Annotated in this window: 15 protein-coding genes; 10 read left to right on the forward strand and 5 right to left on the reverse strand. The window is 70.0% G+C overall.

Features of this window, described 5'->3' with window-relative positions; all coding sequences use genetic code 11:
- Nucleotides 1–275: 275 nt before the first annotated feature.
- The 5 genes from D187_RS37625 to D187_RS37645 all read right to left on the reverse strand — a co-directional run bounded on the left by D187_RS37625 (nucleotide 276) and on the right by D187_RS37645 (nucleotide 5,701).
- A complete protein-coding gene (locus D187_RS37625; protein ID WP_002627499.1) occupies nucleotides 276–2,306 on the reverse strand; it encodes a transglutaminase TgpA family protein in 2,031 nt (676 codons plus the stop codon).
- Complete coding sequence (locus D187_RS37630; RefSeq protein ID WP_020918535.1) at nucleotides 2,303–3,268, reverse strand: DUF58 domain-containing protein; 966 nt, start codon at nucleotides 3,266–3,268, stop codon at nucleotides 2,303–2,305. The genes D187_RS37625 and D187_RS37630 overlap by 4 nt, the downstream gene beginning before the upstream one ends.
- A complete protein-coding gene (locus tag D187_RS37635; RefSeq protein ID WP_043433631.1) occupies nucleotides 3,265–4,248 on the reverse strand; it encodes an AAA family ATPase in 984 nt (327 codons plus the stop codon). Before D187_RS37635 ends, D187_RS37630 begins: the two co-directional genes overlap by 4 nt.
- A 213-nt stretch (nucleotides 4,249–4,461) precedes the next feature.
- A complete protein-coding gene (locus D187_RS37640) occupies nucleotides 4,462–4,785 on the reverse strand; it encodes an STAS domain-containing protein (protein ID WP_002627496.1) in 324 nt (107 codons plus the stop codon).
- A 202-nt stretch (nucleotides 4,786–4,987) separates the two neighbouring features.
- Complete coding sequence (locus tag D187_RS37645; RefSeq protein ID WP_002627495.1) at nucleotides 4,988–5,701, reverse strand: lytic transglycosylase domain-containing protein; 714 nt, start codon at nucleotides 5,699–5,701, stop codon at nucleotides 4,988–4,990.
- 267 nt (nucleotides 5,702–5,968) lie between these two features.
- Between D187_RS37645 and D187_RS55885 the strand changes: the two genes are divergently transcribed.
- The 10 genes from D187_RS55885 (at nucleotide 5,969) to D187_RS37690 (ending at nucleotide 17,553) form a co-directional block, all read left to right on the forward strand.
- Entirely contained in the window at nucleotides 5,969–6,124 is a 156-nt protein-coding gene (locus tag D187_RS55885) for a lmo0937 family membrane protein (RefSeq protein WP_002627494.1), read from the forward strand.
- Between the two features lie 9 nt (nucleotides 6,125–6,133).
- The gene (locus D187_RS37650; RefSeq protein ID WP_002627493.1) at nucleotides 6,134–6,694 is read left to right on the forward strand and encodes a hypothetical protein; all 561 of its coding nucleotides are present in this window, start codon (nucleotides 6,134–6,136) and stop codon (nucleotides 6,692–6,694) included.
- Nucleotides 6,695–6,729: 35 nt separating this feature from the next.
- Nucleotides 6,730–7,809, forward strand: coding sequence for a HupE/UreJ family protein (locus D187_RS37655; protein WP_002627492.1), 1,080 nt, complete (start codon nucleotides 6,730–6,732; stop codon nucleotides 7,807–7,809).
- A gap of 136 nt (nucleotides 7,810–7,945) precedes the next feature.
- A complete protein-coding gene (locus tag D187_RS37660) occupies nucleotides 7,946–8,341 on the forward strand; it encodes a hypothetical protein (protein ID WP_002627491.1) in 396 nt (131 codons plus the stop codon).
- 46 nt (nucleotides 8,342–8,387) lie between these two features.
- A complete protein-coding gene (locus D187_RS37665) occupies nucleotides 8,388–9,161 on the forward strand; it encodes a hypothetical protein (RefSeq protein ID WP_002627490.1) in 774 nt (257 codons plus the stop codon).
- Between the two features lie 187 nt (nucleotides 9,162–9,348).
- Nucleotides 9,349–9,996: a 50S ribosomal protein L3 gene (gene rplC / locus D187_RS37670; RefSeq protein WP_051256715.1), complete on the forward strand. Its 648-nt coding sequence runs from the start codon at nucleotides 9,349–9,351 to the stop codon at nucleotides 9,994–9,996.
- 281 nt (nucleotides 9,997–10,277) lie between these two features.
- On the forward strand, nucleotides 10,278–11,090 hold the full coding sequence (locus D187_RS37675; RefSeq protein ID WP_002627488.1) for an outer membrane beta-barrel domain-containing protein: 813 nt from the start codon (nucleotides 10,278–10,280) through the stop codon (nucleotides 11,088–11,090).
- Between the two features lie 13 nt (nucleotides 11,091–11,103).
- Nucleotides 11,104–12,120 carry an outer membrane beta-barrel domain-containing protein gene (locus D187_RS37680; protein ID WP_002627487.1) on the forward strand — a complete coding sequence of 339 codons (1,017 nt, stop codon included), beginning with the start codon at nucleotides 11,104–11,106 and terminating at the stop codon, nucleotides 12,118–12,120.
- 10 nt (nucleotides 12,121–12,130) lie between these two features.
- Entirely contained in the window at nucleotides 12,131–13,603 is a 1,473-nt protein-coding gene (locus D187_RS37685) for a hypothetical protein (RefSeq protein WP_002627486.1), read from the forward strand.
- A gap of 272 nt (nucleotides 13,604–13,875) precedes the next feature.
- Nucleotides 13,876–17,553, forward strand: a complete 3,678-nt coding sequence (locus D187_RS37690) for a tetratricopeptide repeat protein (RefSeq protein WP_002627485.1) — start codon at nucleotides 13,876–13,878, stop codon at nucleotides 17,551–17,553.
- Nucleotides 17,554–17,562: the final 9 nt, after the last annotated feature.

Raw genomic sequence — 17,562 nt, forward strand, 5'->3', positions numbered from 1 at the left:
GACGTGAAGGGCGTAGAGCAACGTGCGTGCCACACCTCCACGCGAGAATTCATCAGTGACAACGGATACTTGGCCGAGCCCTTCGTCCTGCCCCGGGAGGCAGTCCGTAAGCGTTACAGGTCCGGGCCCATCCCTCCTGGCAAGCGATGCCGCCACATGTCGCTTCGTGTTTTCCCAGGGGTAATAAAGGCGACACGCGCGGCCAGCGCCCCCATCACCCCCGCCCCATCGGAGGGCAGGCGGGCGGAGGAGGGCGAGCCGGGCGGGGCGGGGCTTCAGGGGGCGTTGGAGCGGGAGCCCTGACGCCAGGTGTCCAGCGCGCGCCGCAGGTCCTCGAGCATCCGGGCGCGTTCACCGGACTCGAGCGGGCGCTGGCCGAAGCGGGCCTCCAGGTAGCGGCGCGTGAGCGGCGCGAGCGTGGGGCCGAGCGGATGCGCGTCGCGGGTGAAGCGCGCGGCCACGTCCTCGAGCGTCTCGCCCTCTTGGGGAGGCAGGCCGGCGCGCGTGAGCTGGCGCTCCACGGCGTCCACCAGGCGCGTGGCCTCTCCCAGGGGCGAGCGCCGGGGACGCCGCGACAGGTAGCGCACGAGGCCGTAGACGCCCAGCGCCACCAGCCCCGCCGTCCACCAGGCACCGGCCGGCGGGCCCGAGGGCCGCTGCTCGCCGGAGGAGGACTCCCGTGGGGGCCGAGACAGGCCGCGCATGAAGTCGAGCTGATCCCGGAACGAGTAGTCCACCACGGACGTACGCCAGATGCCCTCGATGGCCTCGTAGAACGAGATGAGCGACTGGAGGACTTGAAGGGACTGGTTGGCGCGGAACGCGGGGGGCGTGGAATCCACGGTGATGAAGCCGCGCCCGGGCACCAGCACGTGCGTCCACGCGTGGGCGTCGCCCGCGCGGACGATGTACTCCTCCCCCACGCGCTCGCCGCCGAAGAAGCCCGTGGCGAGCCGGGACTCGAAGCCCAGGGTGCGCAGCATCAACGTGAGCGCCGTGGCGAAGTGCTCGCAGTGGCCCGCCTTGCGCACGAAGAGGAAGTCCACCAGCGGATCCGCCAGGTCCCCGCTCAGCTCCAGCGTGTACTGGTACTCGCGCTGCATCCAGGTGGACAGCTTCTGGGCCGCCGCGAGGGGATCCTTCTCGTCGCCCACCACCTGACGCGCCAGCTGCTCCACCCGGGGATCCAGGTTCTCCGGCAGCGCCAGGAGCTGATCCGCCTCCGTCTGGTTCATCCGGCCGGGGTCCGTGTCCGTGCCGGGCGGCAGGCTGTACACCTCATAGGAGTAGCCGAGCCCGTCATCCACGAAGCGCAGCTCGTCTCCGCCCAGCTCCTGCAGCCGGGTGCGCCGGTCGCCCGTGGGCGTGTGCATCAGGGCATTGCCCAGCTTGGCGGGCGTCTCCAGGGCGATGAGCGTACGGCTGCCGTAGGCGGGCAGCAGCTCGATGCGCTGGTACACCTGCTTGTCCGCGCCCGGACGCAGCGTCACGCGCGTGCGGTGGCGCTGCTTGGCCGCGCCGATCGTCGACCACTCCTGGCCATCGAAGGTGTCGTAGGTGCGGCCCACCCAATAGGCCGACAGCTGCTCGGTCCGCACCGGGTCCGGCGTCAGCCGGGCGCGCAGCACGACGCGGGGATTGCTCTTGAGGGTGCCCGAGCCGCCCAGGCGCACCGTGTCGGAGAAGCCACTGGTGGCGGTGCCGAGTCCCGGCGTGGCGCGGTGCACGCCCATGTTCCAGTTGAGGCGGGGAATGAGGATGAAGAAGAGCACCGCGCCCACCACGGCCAGGATGGTGCCGCGCGCGAGCGGACGCATCACCGCGCGTACCGGGACCGGCTCGCCCGGGGGCACCGCCGCTTCCACCACGGCCAGGCCCAGCGACAGGCTCGCGAGCACCGCGAAGGCGAGCAGGCACAGCGCGAAGACGAGATCACCGGAGAGCGCCGCGCCGCCGGCGATCATCAACAGGCCGACGAGCAGCACCTGGCCGTCCGTGGCGGAGCTGCTCTCGGAGAGCAGCCGCTGGGCGGCGACGATGCCCGCGAAGGAGCAGGCGGCCACCACCAGGTCCATCTGCCCCGCGGCGACCGCGAGGTAGAGCACGCCCGCCACGGGCAGGAGCAGCAGCGCCGTGAGCCGGGGCGCGCGCGCCAGGGGGCGCCGGCCCGTCAACGCCACGATCAGCGCCAGCGCGAAGAGCACCAGGGTCCACACGGGTACCTGACTGGAGATGGCCATGGAGGCGAAGGCCGCCGCCGTGCTCAGGTCCCTCAACACGAGCCGCAGCCGCAGGGGTTGCCTCATGCCGCCTCCTCGCGCTGCTCCTCGAAGCCCACCCACGCCAGGGCGCGCAGGAGCAGGCGCTCCTGACCACTGCCCGCGCCCGGCCGCAGGCGCTGGCCGGGCAGCTCCAGCCCCACCTCGTGGCCGGCTTCGAGCAGCCGGTGGGCCTGCTCGGCCACCTCCTCGCACCGCCGCTCCAGCGCCTCGTCGGCCAGCCCGGCGCGCACCTCGAGCACGTAGGTGCGCCGCTCCTCGCGCTCGCGCTCCACCTTGAGCAGCTTGCCCACCGAGGCGCTCTTGAGCCAGTGCACGCGCCGGGAGTCCTCGCCCTCGCCCAGCTCGCGCAGGCCCGCCAGGTCCCCCGTGCCATCCATCCGGTGGGGGTGGTGCGCCTCGCCCACGTGGCCCGTCGCCGCGTCCTCGGGGGTGGCACAGGCGAAGCCCCGCCGGGGGAAGACGAGCAGCGTGCCCGGCAGGGGGAAGACGCGCGTCTTGGCGAACAGGCCCAGCGGCCAGGTGGTGGTGACGCGCACGCCCACGAGCTTCACCGGCCCGCGCCGGGGCGCGGTGAGGTCCGCGCGCACCACGTGCTCCACGCCCGCGGGCAGGTGGCCCACGCCGCCCTCGCCGGTGAGGGGCACGTCCACCTCGGACAGGGTGAGGGCGAAGGCATGTCCCTCACGGCGGGTGAGCGCCCAGCGGAAGGCGAAGGGCTCGCCCGCGAAGGCGCCCTCGCCGCCCACGCGCCGCACGGACAGGTCGCGCAGACAGCGCTCGGACAGCACGCCGGAGAGGATGATGACGCTCAGCAGCAGTCCCAGCACCAGGTAGAGCAGGTTGTTGCCGGTGTTGAGCGCGCCCAGGCCCACGCCGAAGGTCACCACGAGGTAGGTGCGGCCCATGCCCGTCACCTTGAGGGTGCGCGGCGGCCGGAGCGTGGCGCGCAACCGCCGCCACGGCGAGGAAGGACGGGACGGGCTCACCGGGGGGCCGGCACCTTCCGGGCGATCTCCTCGATGAGGTGGAGCGCCTCGTCGCGCGTGTAGGTGCCCTGGTTGGCGCTGCGCAGCAGCAGACGGTGGGCCAGGCACGGCCCGAGCACCGCGCGTACGTCTCCGGGCGTCACGAAGTCACGCGCCTCCCAGAGGGCGTGGGCCCGGGCGGCCATGCCCAGCGCCAGCACGGCGCGCGTGGAGGCTCCGCGCTCGATGTCACCGTGCGAGCGCGTGGCGTGCGCCAGACGCACCACGTAGTCGGCCACGGTGTCGTCCAGGCGCTGGGCGGCCACCTGGGCGCGCAGCCCGTTGAGCGCCTCGGGCGAGCTCACCGGCTCCACCACCGCGCCGGCCGTGGCGGCGTCGCGCGCGAGCACCAGCAGGCGCGCTTCCACTTCGGGCGCCGGGTGGCCCAGCGACAGGCGCATGAGGAAGCGGTCCAGTTGCGAGTCGGGCAGGGGATAGGTGCCGGAGAAGTCCACCGGGTTCTGCGTGGCCACCACCGTGAAGGGGCGCGGCAGCGGGTGGGTGACGCCGTCCAGGGAGACCTGGCCCTGGGCCATGGCCTCCAGCAGCGCGGACTGGGTGCGCGGCGGCGCGCGGTTGAGCTCATCGGCCAGCACGAGCTGGCGGAAGATGGGGCCGGGGCGGAAGGAGAACGAGGCCGTGGCGGCGTGGAAGATCTGCGCGCCGAGGATGTCGGCCGGCATCAGATCCGCGGTGAACTGCACGCGCGACAGCGACAGGGAGAAGGAGCGGGCGATGGCCTCCACCAGCGTGGTCTTTCCCACTCCGGGCACGTCTTCCAGCAGCAGGTGGCCTCCCGCGGCCACGCAGGTGACGGCGAGGCGGACTTCCTTCTCCTTGCCCCGCACGGCCAGGGACAGATTCGCGGCCACCTGCTCCAGCGCGGATCTCGCGGCCGCCGGAGAGGAGAGGGCAGGGGTTGCTCGGGCTGGGGAGTTCATCGGGGGACCCACTTTACCCCAGTCCGACGACTCCTGAACGTCTGTCTCGACAACCCCGGGCCTCGGGCGTGTCCGCCTGGACGCAGAGGGGAGGAGACGAGGTATTTCGCGGGGATGCTGTACTTCTGAAGCGGTTGCCGGAAGGGCGGGGAGGCGGGCGCGGGAGGGGGTTCATCCCCTCCCATCCCGCGGCTCATTCCCGACGACCAGACTTCAGGCGAGCACTTCTTCCGGGGTGTAGTAGGCGCGCGACGAGGACGCCTCGCCCATGCTCAGCCCGAAGTAGCGGAACATGCGCTGGTGATGCCCGGCCAGGCCGCGCAGGCGCACCTTGCGGTCCACCAGTCCGTTCGTCAGCACCCCCACCGCCGAGTCACGGAACTCGCGCAGGTGCGTGAAGTCCAACTCCACTTCCCTCGATCCCAGCGTGTCCAGCGACTGGCGCAGGAGCAGGGCGGTCTGGTTGTCCAGCGTTCCGGTCAGGCGCAGCGTCAGACGACCTGCGCGTTCTTCCTGGTGAATTTCCAGTCCCACCATGAGTGTGTCTCTCCATTGATGCCGCGTGCGTTTCCCTGGGAAACCGGCGCGTGTCGGGTACGCCCGGCCCGGAAGTGGACCGCCCACCCCGGCGCACAAGAGTCACCTCGGAGAGTGCATCTGAAAGCCTGGAAAGGGCAGTCAGCCGAATGGAATTCGGAATCAGTGTCGTGCACCGAGCGCACGCACTGTTGGCTAACCATCACCCCGGCCCGTTCACGGGCTTCTTCTGGGCCTCGCGCCGGGTCAGCTCGCGCGAGCGCTGGGCCTTCAGGTTACGGAACTCGCGCATCACCTTGGCGGGGTAGCCCGCGAGGAAGCGCTCGCGCGCGCCGCTCTGGGCGAGGATCTTCCGCGCCTGGGTGGGGCCCGCGTTGTAGGCGACCAGGGCGCGCTCGGGCGTGCCGAAGCGCTCGATGAGGTTGGCCAGGTAGGCCGTTCCCAACTCGATGTTCAATTCCGAATCGAACAGGTTGGAGTGGCGCTGCAGCTTGAAGCCCGCCTTGTCCGCCAGATAGCTGCCCGTGTCCGGCATCACCTGCATGAGCCCCATGGCGCCCACGCCCGACACCGCGTAGTTGTTGAAGGAACTCTCGCAGTGGATGACCGCCACCACCAGGAGCGGATCCAACCCGTTGGCGCGCGCCTCGCGGACGATCGCCATCGCCAGGCGCCGCTGCTGACGCTCGGGCAGCTGCGAGGCCTGCACCGCGGTGGTGATGCCCAGCGCCTCCGCCTCGGCGTAGAGCGCCGCCTCCTCCTCCATCTGCTCGAGCTGAACCGCGCGCTCGGCCAGCCGGGCCCTCAGCTCCACCATCTCCGGGCTCTTCTCTCCCGGGAAGTAGGGCTGGAACGCCCCCGCGACCGGACTCACCATCGACCCCACCACCACCAGCGCCGCCGCCCAACCCTTCATATCGTCAACCCTCTTCCCCACACGTGCCTGACCTGGCCACGTGTCCCATGTGGCAGATGCCCGGCGTTCAAAGCAGTCACCGTGCCATCCGCCAACCTCTCGGAATCACTCGAAATGGGGCCAGGGTGGGAGATTCCCCTCCTGAAAAAAGGTCTACCGGAGCGGTCCGTTGAACCCCGGAAGGGCTGTTGAAAGGAGGGGTTGCCCCCATGGCTCCGACACCCCAGCTTTGCGCGCAGTCGTGTAACCGGGAGAGGAGTGGGCGGCGTGTACTGGACGATGAGTGCCATCCTGTTCGTGCTGTGGATCGTCGGATCCATCAGTGGTTCCACCGAGGGAGCCTGGGTGCATCTGTTGCTCCTCTTCTCCATGGTGGCGCTGCTGCTGGCGGTGGCGCAGCGGGGCCGTGGATCGATGGCCTGAGGAGGCCGTATGAGGGAAGCGCCCGACATCTGCCTGGTGGAGCTGTCCCGGGACGCGGGCGGCTTCGTGCGCAGGGAGTGTCCGCGCTGCCAGCGTGACTTCAAGACGCGACCGTGCGCGCATGATGGGAACATCCTGCAGAGGCGGCTCGCGTCGCTCTTTCCGTTCGAGAACGCGCACGAGAGCTTCGACGAGGTGCCCGACGCGTGGTGCCTCTATTGTGGCCACCGGGCCGCGGGGGACGAGTGGCTCACCCCCGCGCAGCAGGCGCACGTGGAGAGCGTGGCGCGCGCCTGGGCCAACCACGTGCGCTACGAGCAGCTCGCGCACGTGTCGCGCACGCTCGCGGACAATCCGCGGCCCACCTTCGTGAGCTTCAGGCCACCCGCCCTGCCGGGTCCCATGGCTCCGGACGTGGATGACCTGCGGGTGCTGCCCCTCGTGTGCTGTGGCGAGGAGGTCAAGGCGCACTGGGACTGGGACGGGCCCTTCTTCTGCCCGCGCTGTGGCACCCGCCACGGGGGGCTGAGCGGCCGGCAGCAGATTCACCTGGAGTTCATCGAGGAGTAGACGGCCCCGGCCCGCGCGGGCAGGCTGCCGGGCCCATGTGGTGGACGGCCCGGTGGGTGGCGGCCCTCGTCCTGTGTCTGCTCGCGGGTGGAGCGGGCGCGCACGACGCGGACATCCTCTATGCGCAGCTCTGGCGTCCCGAGGCCAGGGGGGCCGAGGTGCGCGAGCGCATCACCCTCACGGCGGACACGCTCGCGCGCCTGCTGCCCGCGGACGCGGACGGGGACGGCGTGCTGAGCCAGGCGGATCTCGACGCGCGCGAGCGGGCCCTGGCGGTGGGCTTCTGGGACGCCCTTCCCCTGAGCGCCGGCGGCCAGCCCTGCGCTCGCACCGCCCAGAGCGCCTGGGTGCGCGAGTCCTATGTGGAGCTCGGGGCCACCTTCTCGTGCGCGCCGGGGGAGCTGCGCCAGCGCTTCACGCTGCTCGCCGTGCTGCCGGTGGGCTACCGGGTGGTGCTCGGCAGCCTCGTCCAGGGCGAGCGGGGACAGCGCTTCGCCGACGCCGCCCAGCCCACGCTCGTGGTGTCCCTGGAGGACTCCGCCGAGGAAGCGTCCACGGGGCTCGCCGGCTGGGTGGGGCTCGGCGTCACGCACATCCTCGGAGGGCCGGATCATCTGGCGTTCCTGCTGGCGGTGCTGCTCGTGGGGGGGGGCACGCGGCGGGTGCTGCTGTTGGTGACGGCCTTCACCGTGGCCCATTCCCTCACGCTGGGGGCCACCGCGCTGGGCTGGCTCCCCCTGGACGAGGTGCGCACGCGCTGGGTGGAGGCCGCCATCGCCGGCTCCATCCTCTGGGTGGTGGTGGAGAACCTCGCGCGGCGCGCGCCCCGCCACCGCGTGGCCGTCACCTTCCTCTTCGGTCTGGTGCACGGCCTGGGCTTCGCCAGCGTGTTGACGGGCTACGGCCTGGGTGACTCGGTGGTGGGCGCACTGTTCGGTTTCAACCTCGGCGTGGAGCTGGGCCAGGCGGCCGTTGTCGCCGTGCTGCTGCCACTGCTGCGCATGCTCCAGCGCCGGCCCGTGTGGCACCGACGCACCGTCCGCTTCCTGTCAGTCCTGCTCGGGCTGACGGCGCTCTACTGGTTGCTGGAGCGGGGATTCGCTCCGATCGGTTGAATCCTGGGGAACCCGTTCATAGCTTCGAAACCGGGTAGGGGCTGGTACATGGGGAGGGTTTATGGGCGCGAGGCACACCCGTCTGGCAGCAGCACTGGCCGCGGCATGGGAATCCGAAGTGGTATCCGCACGGCGCATGACGATGCTCGCCGAGCGACTGGGCGATAGCAGGGGCCGGGCCCGCCTGATGGTGCTGGCCGCGTTCTGCCGGGCGCATGCCTCGCGGCTGCTGGCCCGCCTGGCCGCGCTCGGCCGGGGTCCTCTGCCCGTGCCTCCCGAGGACATCACGCTCGACGAGGACACGGTGCGCGAGCTGCGCCGCGAGGGCGCCTTCGCCCGTGCCTCCGCCGCCCGCTACGAGGCCACCGCCGAGCTGGCCCGTCAGCACGCCGACCTGTCCAGCGCCTGGGTCTGCGAGCTCAACCGCACCGAGGAGCAGGACCGCTCCCGGGAGCTGCTCGCGCTCGCCGAGGGCGCCGCCCTGGCCGCCGTGAGCGAGTCCCAGATGGCGGCCGCCGCTCCCGCCGAGTAATCGAGCCTGCTGACAGCCCGCTCGCCTTGGGCGTAAAACGGCGGGCATGGCCAAGGCCGACAGCTATGACGATTTGATCTTCCAGTTGGGGGACCTCGCGAGGGACCGGCTCGCGGGCAAGCCCAACTGCCCTCGCACCATGGATCGGGTCTATCGCGCCGAGCAGGCCCTGGTGGCCCGGCGCGATGAACTCACCGCGCTCGAAGCGCAGCTCAACGACGAGGACGCCGCCTGGCAGGACTACCTCGCCGAGTATGAGCGCATGCGCGCCGCCCAGGGGGAGATCGTCCAGAAGTGGAAGAAGGCCGTGGACGCCGTGGAGGGGGAGACCAAGACCCTCCGCAAGACGCTGTCCAGCCGCCGCGCCGATCTGCGCTACGCCCAGGACGCGCTCAAGAAGATGGAGAAGAAGCACGCCGACCTGGAGCTCACCACCCGGGACGAGTCCAAGCTCTCCCTCTCGCGCGACAACATCAAGAAGAACCGCCTGCAGGCCATGCGCCTGTCGCGCGAGGTGGAGACCCTGGAGCGGGACGTGGAGCTGGCCCTCACGCCCAAGCCCGGGCAGCCAGGCGCCCCCGGCATCATCGCCCACAAGCGCGTGCTCGCCCTGGAGGACGAGATGCTCGCCCGCAAGGAGAGCGCCGACGCCTCCCTGGCCGAGTTGGATCGGCAGATCGCCCAGAAGGAGGGCGAGGTGCAGGCCGCGGAAGATTACCTGGATCAGGCGCTGTTCCTGCTCGGCGAGGACGTGTACGCCCAGCGCATCGCGGACGCGCAGCTCTCCGCCTTCTACCCCCGGTTGGATCGCGCCAAGTGAGGGCCGCGCCCTCCACCGTGCTCGCCGCCGTGCTTGACCAGGGGGGGCAAGCTGCTACATTGCGCCGCTTCCTGGCGTCCGGGGAATGGGAATTCGGACGCAAGTTGCTGAAATCATTGATGTTTTCGCGCGATAACGCGCGAGCTGTGAGGACGACGTGAAGGGTCTGATTGGCAAGAAGATTGGGATGACCCAGGTGTGGAACGAGGAGGGAAACCTCGTTCCCGTGACGGTGATCGACGTCAACACCTGTACGGTCGTGGGCAAGCGCACCCCCGAGAAGGATCAGTACTCGGCGGTGACGGTGGGCTTCGGCGAGCTGCGTGAGACGAGCCTGAACAAGCCGCAGCTGGGCTTCTTCAAGAAGGCGAACGTGCCGCTGCGCCGCCACCTGAAGGAGTTCCGGGTGAGCGCGGAGGAGGCCGCGGGCTTCAACGTGGGCGACGCCGTGAAGGCGGACCTGTTCACCAAGGGCCAGCTCGTGGATGTCACGGGCATCACCAAGGGCCGTGGCTTCCAGGGCGTCATGAAGCGCTGGAAGTTCAAGGGCTCGCAGACGGCCACGCGCGGCACCCACGAGTACCGCCGGCACCCGGGCGCCATCGGTCAGCGTAAGACGCCTGGCCGCGTGTACCCCAACAAGAAGCTGCCCGGTCACTACGGCGTGGAGCAGGTCACCACCCAGAACCTGACCGTGGTGGACGTGGACGTGGAGAAGGGCCTGCTGCTCGTCAAGGGCGCCGTCCCCGGCCACAACGACGGCCTCATCGTCGTGCGCCCGAGCATCAAGGTCGCGCTGCGCGAGAAGCACAAGGCCGCCCGCGCCGGCAAGTAGTCCGCCGCACCGCCCTGTGTGTGCTCCCTCCCCGTTGAGCGGGGAGGGCCGGGTCACTCGTCCTACCGAGCCTCCAGGCACCGCCACAGGGCCTTCCTCGACGCCCCGCTCCGGTCTTCCCACCGGGCGGGGCGTTCGTGTTTCCGGGCCCCCCGGAAGTGGCCGCCAAACGTTGGCCAGCGAGCGGTGCGCATGCTGGGTGTGTGAAAGCACCTCCCCACGAGGTTGACTCTCTTGCCCTCATGCGGGGCCATGCCCACATGGTTGCGCCATCCGGACATATGACTTCCCTTCCTCTTCGTTTCGTCTCGCTGGCCCTGGTGCTCACGGCACTGAGCGCATCGGCGCAGCAGCAGGTGTTGGATCCCGCCGCCGTGCGCCACCGCCTCTACTCGCCCCAGCAACACCTGGAGCTGTCGCTCGCGGTGGGCCTGCCGGCGCGTGAGTACCTCACGGCGCACTACAACCTGAACGCCGCGCTCGCCTACAACTTCGTCGAGTCCTTCGCCCTCGAGGCGCGCGTCGGCTACGCGCTCAGCCGGCAGACGGGGCTGGCCCGCTCCATCTCCGAGCGCTTCCTCGCCCGCGAGGAGACGCGGCTCACCGACGAGCTGGCGGACATGTGGCAGATGGGCGCGCACGGCGTGGTGGGCGCGCGCTGGGCCCCCATCTACGGCAAGCTGTCCCTGCTGGCCGACGCGACGGCGCACTTCCAGGCCTACCTCTGGGCCGGTGGCGGGCTCGCCTCGCTGCGGCGCCAGTCCATCATCCAGTGCGGTCAGGTGATCGATCGCGAGCAGGGCGTGTGTGACAACCGCACGGACGTGGCCGACCGCTCCACCGCCACCGAGTCCTACTGGCGCGCGGAGACGCGCGTGGCGCCGGTGGTGTCCGGCGCGGTGGGCCTGCGCTTCTTCCTGAGCCCCCGGCACGCGCTGCGCCTGGAGCTGCGCGACTGGATCTTCGCGGACCGCTACCGCGTGAACGTGGTGCGCGAGGACTGGGAGGCGGGGCGCGAGAGTGGCGAGCCCGCGCCCAAGCCCGGCTTCACGCACCTGGTGCAGTTCGACCTCGGTTACACCTTCCTCTTCTGAGGCTGCGCATCCCATGCGACCCACCTCGTTGCTCTCCTTCCTCCTGGCCACGGTCTGCGCGCCGGCCCTGGCCCAGGCTCCCGTCGAGCAGGCGCCTCCTCCCGTGAGGGCCGCGGATGCCCCGCTGGCTTCCTCCGCCGCCAGCCCGGACGCGCCGCTCCCGGTGGCCGATCCCGAGGCGCAGCGCCTGGTGAATGGCGCGCCCCTGCACAACCCGAACGTGGCCGTGCACGTGGTGCAGAAGAAGCGCTTCGCGGACGCGGGCCGCCACGAGTTCACCCTCTACCCGGCCATCCCCCAGGTGAATGGCCGCTTCACCGAGCACGCCGGCAGCGCGCTCGGCTACACCTACCACCTGCAGGAGAACTTCGCCCTGCAGCTCACCGGCCAGTACAACTGGTACGCCAACGAGAGCCCCTTCAACCTGGAGCTCATCGACAAGGTGCGCGAGCAGGCCCAGGCGGCCACGGCGCTCCTGCTCCAGTGGGGCGCCCAGGCGGGCGTGGAAGTCACGCCGCTCTACGGCAAGTTCGCCTTCTACGACAACCACCTCCTGCAGTTCAGCGTGGTGATCAACGGTGGGGCGGGGGTGGGCGCCTCGCGCGTGCTCGTGCGTCCCCAGGTCACCAACCAGGTGGATGGAGTGGGGACCGTCGTCCCGGCGCGCCTGGGCGACACGGGCACCAAGTTCGTCGGCTCGGTGGGCGGTGGCCTGCGCGTGCAGTTCGGCGACTCCATGGCCCTGCGCCTGGAGCTGAGGGACCTCGTCTACACCGCGCGCGTGGATCGCGTGGATGGGTGCAACCAGCAGGACTTCGCGCTGCTCGACGAGGCGCGTGGCACCGGCCAGCCCTTCAACGCGCTGCCCCTGAGCGGCGGCTGCCAGTACTCCCGCTTCGACGGCGTGGATCCCAAGACGGGCAAGAACCTGCGCGAGGACATCGTCCTGGGCAAGGACCTCGTCGGCAACCCCTCGTCGGACGTGCTCAACAACCTCGGCTTCTACGCCGGCTTCTCCTACCTCTTCTGAGGCCCGAGCCATGAAACGCCTGTTTGTCTCTTCCTGGCTGCTCCTCGCTCCTCTGGCCGCCTCCGCGCAGGACGCGGCGCTGCGCTTCCAGGAGCAGGCCACCCGCGCCACCAACGCCGACGAGCGCGGCCGCGCCGAGCTCTCCCTGGCCCAGACCTTCGCCAGTGAGGACCTGCCCGTCAGCGCGCTCGTCGCCTACGCGCGCATCGTCGCCGCCGGGCCCAAGCACCCCGCCTACCTCCAGGGCCTCGAGGGGCTCGTGGACATGCAGGAGCGGCTCAACGAGCAGAACCTCGTGCCCAACCTGCTCGACAAGGCCTACACCCCGGAGGCGCGCGACTCCTGGACGAAGCTGCCCCGCGAGGTGCTCGCCCGCGTGAACTACCAGCTCGGCACCATCCACCACCGCCGCGGCCGCTTCGAGGAGGCCCGTGCCCTGCTCGAGGCCGTGCCCGCCGACAGCCGCGTGTACGCCCGCTCGCGCTACCTGCTGGGCGTGGTGCTCGCGGATCCCAAGTTCCCCGGCCGCCCCGGTGAGGCGCAGACGCTGGACGCCGCCGCCGTCGCCGCCTTCCAGGCCGCGCGCGACGCCAAGGGCAACCAGCTCGGCCTCGACGAGGTGAAGCAGCTGGCCCTGCTGGGGCTCGGCCGCCTGCACTACGGCCGGCACGAGTACCCTCAGGCCATCGCCGCCTACGAGGCCGTGCCGCGCTACGGCCGCTTCTGGGATCAGGCCCTGTTCGAGAACGGCTTCGCCCGCTTCCAGGACGAGGACTTCGGTGGCGCGCTCGGCAGCCTCCAGGCGCTGCACGCCCCCCAGTTCGAGGGCGCCTTCCAGCCCGAGTCGTGGATCCTCAAGGCCACCGTCTACTACTACAGCTGTCTGTTCGACGAGGTGAAGACCACGCTCGCCGCCTACGAGGCCCTCTACGAGCCCATGGCGAAGCAGCTCGAGCCCTTCACCCGGGACGAGGATCCACTGAGCGCCTACAACCTGGTGTCGGCGGAGAACCGGCGGTTGCCCGGGCCCGTCTACCTGTGGATCCACGGCAACGAGCGCATCCAGGACGTGATGCGGATGGTGGCCCAGGTGGACGCCGAGCGCCGACGGATCAGCGAGCGAGCGGCCTGGCGGGGCACGGGGCTCGTCCAGGAGGCGGTGTCCGGCCTGGAGGAGGTGCGCGCCACGCTCACGCAGATCGGCGGACGTTTCGCCCACAGCCGCCTGCTCGAGGCCGCCCAGAACCTGCGCACCTTCGCGGATCAGGCGGAGATCATCCGCGTGCAGACGGCCCTGGACGAGAAGGATCTGCTGCTCGCCGGAGTGGATCAGAAGGCGGTGCTCAAGACCCAATCCATCTACCGGCCGAAGATGCCGGGCGCCGCGTGGAACTACTGGAAGTTCGAGGGCGAGTTCTGGCGCGACGAGATTGGCTACTACCAGTACACGCTCAAGCGCGGCTGCCCGGCCAAGCCCCAGTAGCGCGCGCACAACGTCTGGAATCACACACGAGGGGCGGGCCCACGCGGATGATCGCGGGGTGCCGCCCCTCGGTGTTTCCCACGGTGTTGTGAAGCGTGCGGATCTCAGTGGGTAGAGCACTTCTCATTCCAACTCCCCGTTTCTACTTTGGCCCGTACCTTTCGGTGGGTGGTGACGGAGGCGATGGGGGCGGACAAGGGCAACTCCGGTGATCGGAGCCCCCGGGGCCGCCAAGGTGCCCTCTATTTCCTGGCCCCACCACAGGAGCTCGCATGAAGTCGGTCCTTCGTTTCGGTGCGCTGGCGATGGGTGTGGCGCTGACCGCGGGCGGAACAGGGGAGGCCGCCCAGTCTTCCTCCAAGTCCTCCCAGACGGTGGAGTCGCGCAAGGGCACCACCTCCAAATCCAAGGCGGGAGCGCGCAAGCAGCCGTCGGCTCGCAAGGCGGGGGCGGCCAAGCCCTCCTCCAAGAAGGACGCGGCGGGCCGCTCCTCCGCGGAGGAGACCCGGCCCCAGACGGCCCTCGCGGCCGAGGACGACGTGCCCACGCGGGTGGGCCCCGCGCGCATGAGCCCGGCGGCCATGGCCAGCGCTCCGCGCATCGCGGACGAGAAGAAGGACGCCCTGGCCGACGCCAAGCGCGACGAGGCCCTGGAGGGCTTCAAGCGCCTCATCCCCAAGCTGCAGGAGGGCTCGCACCGCAGGGCGGACATGCTCTACCGCATGGGCGAGCTGTACTGGGAGAAGTCCAAGTACCTCTACCAGCTGGAGATGAACCGCTTCCTCGCCGCGGAGAAGGCCTATGACGCGGCCATCGCCCGGGGCGAGCAGATCGAACAGCCCAAGCAGGAGCACGCCGAGAGCGAGCGCTACCGCGCCGAGACGATGCGCATCTACAAGGAGCTCTTGCGCGACTACCCGGAGTGGCCGCAGCGCGACGAGGCGCTCTTCTACCTGGGCTACAACCAGCAGGAGCTCAACCAGCGCGACGAGGCGGTGAAGAACTACCTGGAGCTGGTGCAGAAGTACCCCCAGTCCCAGTTCGTGCCGGACACGTACATCCAGCTCGGCAACCACTTCTTCGACAACAACAAGCTCAAGGAGGCGCGCGGCTACTACGAGAAGGCGCTCGCCTCCAAGGTGCCGAAGATCTACGCCTACGCCGTCTACAAGCTCGCCTGGTGTGACTACAACGCCGGCGGCTACGACGAGGGCCTCGCCCGCATGCACGAGGTCGTCGACTTCGCGAGCGCCCGCGGCGAGGAGCTGGGCGACCTGCGCACCGAGGCACTCAACGACCTCATCGTCTTCTACGTGAAGCTCGACAAGGCCAAGGAGGGCGTCGCCTTCTTCAAGCAGAAGGCCCCGGAGAAGCGCCAGGAGCGGCTCATCTCCAAGATGGCCGTGCAGCTCATGGACGTGGGTCTGTACGACAGCGCCATCGAGACCTACCGCGTCCTCATCCAGGACCGGCCCCTGGGTGCCGGTGCTCCCGAGTACCAGCAGGCCATCGTCCGCTCCTACGAGGGGCTGCGCCAGCGCGACAAGGTGCGCGCGGAGATGAAGCACATGGTGGCTTCCTACCGGCCCGGCGGCGACTGGTGGAAGGCCAACGAGGGCAACACGCCCGTGCTTCGCAACGCCTTCAGCGTCACCGAGGAGGCCATGCGGGTGATGGTGACGGACTACCACCAGGAGGCGCAGAAGACGCGCCAGGTGGAGACGTACCGGCTCGCCCGCGACATCTACAAGGAATACGTGGACACCTTCGCCTCCAGCGAGGATCCCGAGTTCCTCTCCGACTCCGCGTTCAACATGCGCTTCTTCTACGCGGAGATCCTCTGGGCGCTCGAGGAGTGGGAGGCCGCCGCCGCCCAGTACGACCTCGTGGCCTCCTTCCAGGTGCCGGACCGGGACTCGGCGCGCGAGGTCTCCAACGAGAGCTACCGCAAGAGCGCCTCGTTCGCCGCCATCATGGCCTACGACAAGCTCGTGAAGATCGAGCGCGGCCAGCTCGCCCAGAGCGACCTCAAGGACGGCCAGAAGGTCGACGAGAACAAGTCCAAGGGCCAGGTGGAGAAGAAGGGCCGCATCACCAAGAAGGACACGAACCAGGCCGAGGAGCCCCTCACGCGCCACGAGGAGAAGCTCGTCGCCGCGTGCGACACGTACAACCGCCTCTTCCCGGACAACCCGGACGAGATTGATCTGCGCTACCAGGCGGCCCTCACCGTCTATGACCGGCACCACTACGTGGACGCGGCGCGCCGCTTCGGCGACATCATCCAGAAGTTCCCCGCCGAGCGCCGCAGCCGCGACGCGGCCGACCTCACCATGTTCATCCTCGAGTCGCGCGGGGAATGGGCGGAGCTGAGCAAGCAGGCGCGGCTGTTCCTCGCCAACGACAAGCTCATCAAGCCCAATCCCGAGTTCGCCGCGCGCGTGGCCCGCGTCGCCGAGGGCGCGCAGTACAAGTGGATCCACGAGGACGTCTACCAGAAGGAGAAGAACCCGGCGAAGGCGGCCAGCCTCTTCCTGGACTACGTGAAGGAGTTCCCGCGCTCGGGCAACGCGGACCGGGCGCTCACCTCCGCCATGGTCTTCTTCCAGGAGGCCGGGCAGATCGACCGGGGCGTGCTCGCCGGAGAGCGCGTGCTCGCCGACTACCCGCGCAGCATCTTCGAGCCCAAGGTGCGCTACACGCTCGCGCACCTCTACGAGAAGACGGCCGACTTCGCCAAGGCCGCCGCCATGTACTCCTCGTTCGTGGCCACCTATGACGCCGCCAGCGGCGACATCTCCGACGCCAAGGCGAAGCAGGCCGCCGCCCGCGCCGAGGCCCGCGCCGCCGCGCGCAAGAACAAGGGCAAGAAGACGACCACCGCCGCCGCCGCGCCGCCTCCGGCCGATGCCCCCTCCGACGACACGGCGGGCTCCCGGGAAGAGGAGCGCCGCGCGCTCATCGCCGAGGCGAGCAAGTGGGTGTCCGACGCGCTCTTCAACGCGGGCCTGTGGTGGGAGAGCCTCGGCGAGTCCGACAAGGCGCTCACCGCCTACCGCGCCTACCTCGCGCGCTTCAAGGATCTGCCGGACGTGCCGCGCATCGCCTACAACGTGGGCCTGGTGCACGAGAAGGACGGCAAGTGGGGCGACGCCGTGCGCGCCTTCACCTCCTTCGTCGAGACGTATGGCCGCGACTCGCGCACCTCCGCCGGTCAGGTCTACCTCGCGCGCTACAAGCAGTTCGTCGGCTACCGCAAGCTCAAGGACGCCTCCAACACCGAGCGCCTGCAGAAGGATCTCGTCTACCTCTGGAACCGCCTGAGCCCCGAGGACAAGCAGAAGCCGGAGATCCTCGACGCCTACGGCCACGCGCGCTTCATCGCCGTGGAGGACGACTGGAACCAGTACGTGGCCATCCGCTTCAAGCGCGTGTCCACCATCCGCGGGGACCTGGCCGCCAAGCAGCGCGCCATCCAGAAGCTGGAGAAGTCCTACATCGACGTGCTCTCCAGCGGCTCGGGCGAGTGGGGCATCGCGGCGCTCACCCGCATCGGCATGGCCTACGCGGACTTCGCGCGCAACATCCAGGAGTCGCCCAACCCGCCGGGGCTCGACGAGGAGCAGCTCGCCATGTACCGCGGCGAGCTGGAGAACCTCGCGCTGCCCCTGGAGGACAAGGCGAGCGAGGCCCTCGACAAGGCGCTGGGCAAGGCCTACGAGTTGTCCCTGTACAACGAGTGGACGCTCGCGGCCCAGGAGCAGGTCAACCGCTACCACCCGGGCACCTACGCCCAGGTGCGCCAGGTGCCCTTCCGCGGCAGCGAGTTCTTCGCCACCGCCGACGTGGCCAAGGAGTCCGGCGTCGCCGACGAGCCCAAGCAGGGGGACTCCCCCCGGGCCGATGAGACGCCCAAGCCGTCCACTGCTTCGCGAGAGGTCCAGCCGTGAAGGTGACCA

The organism is Cystobacter fuscus DSM 2262, assembly GCF_000335475.2.
GTDB lineage: Bacteria > Myxococcota > Myxococcia > Myxococcales > Myxococcaceae > Cystobacter > Cystobacter fuscus.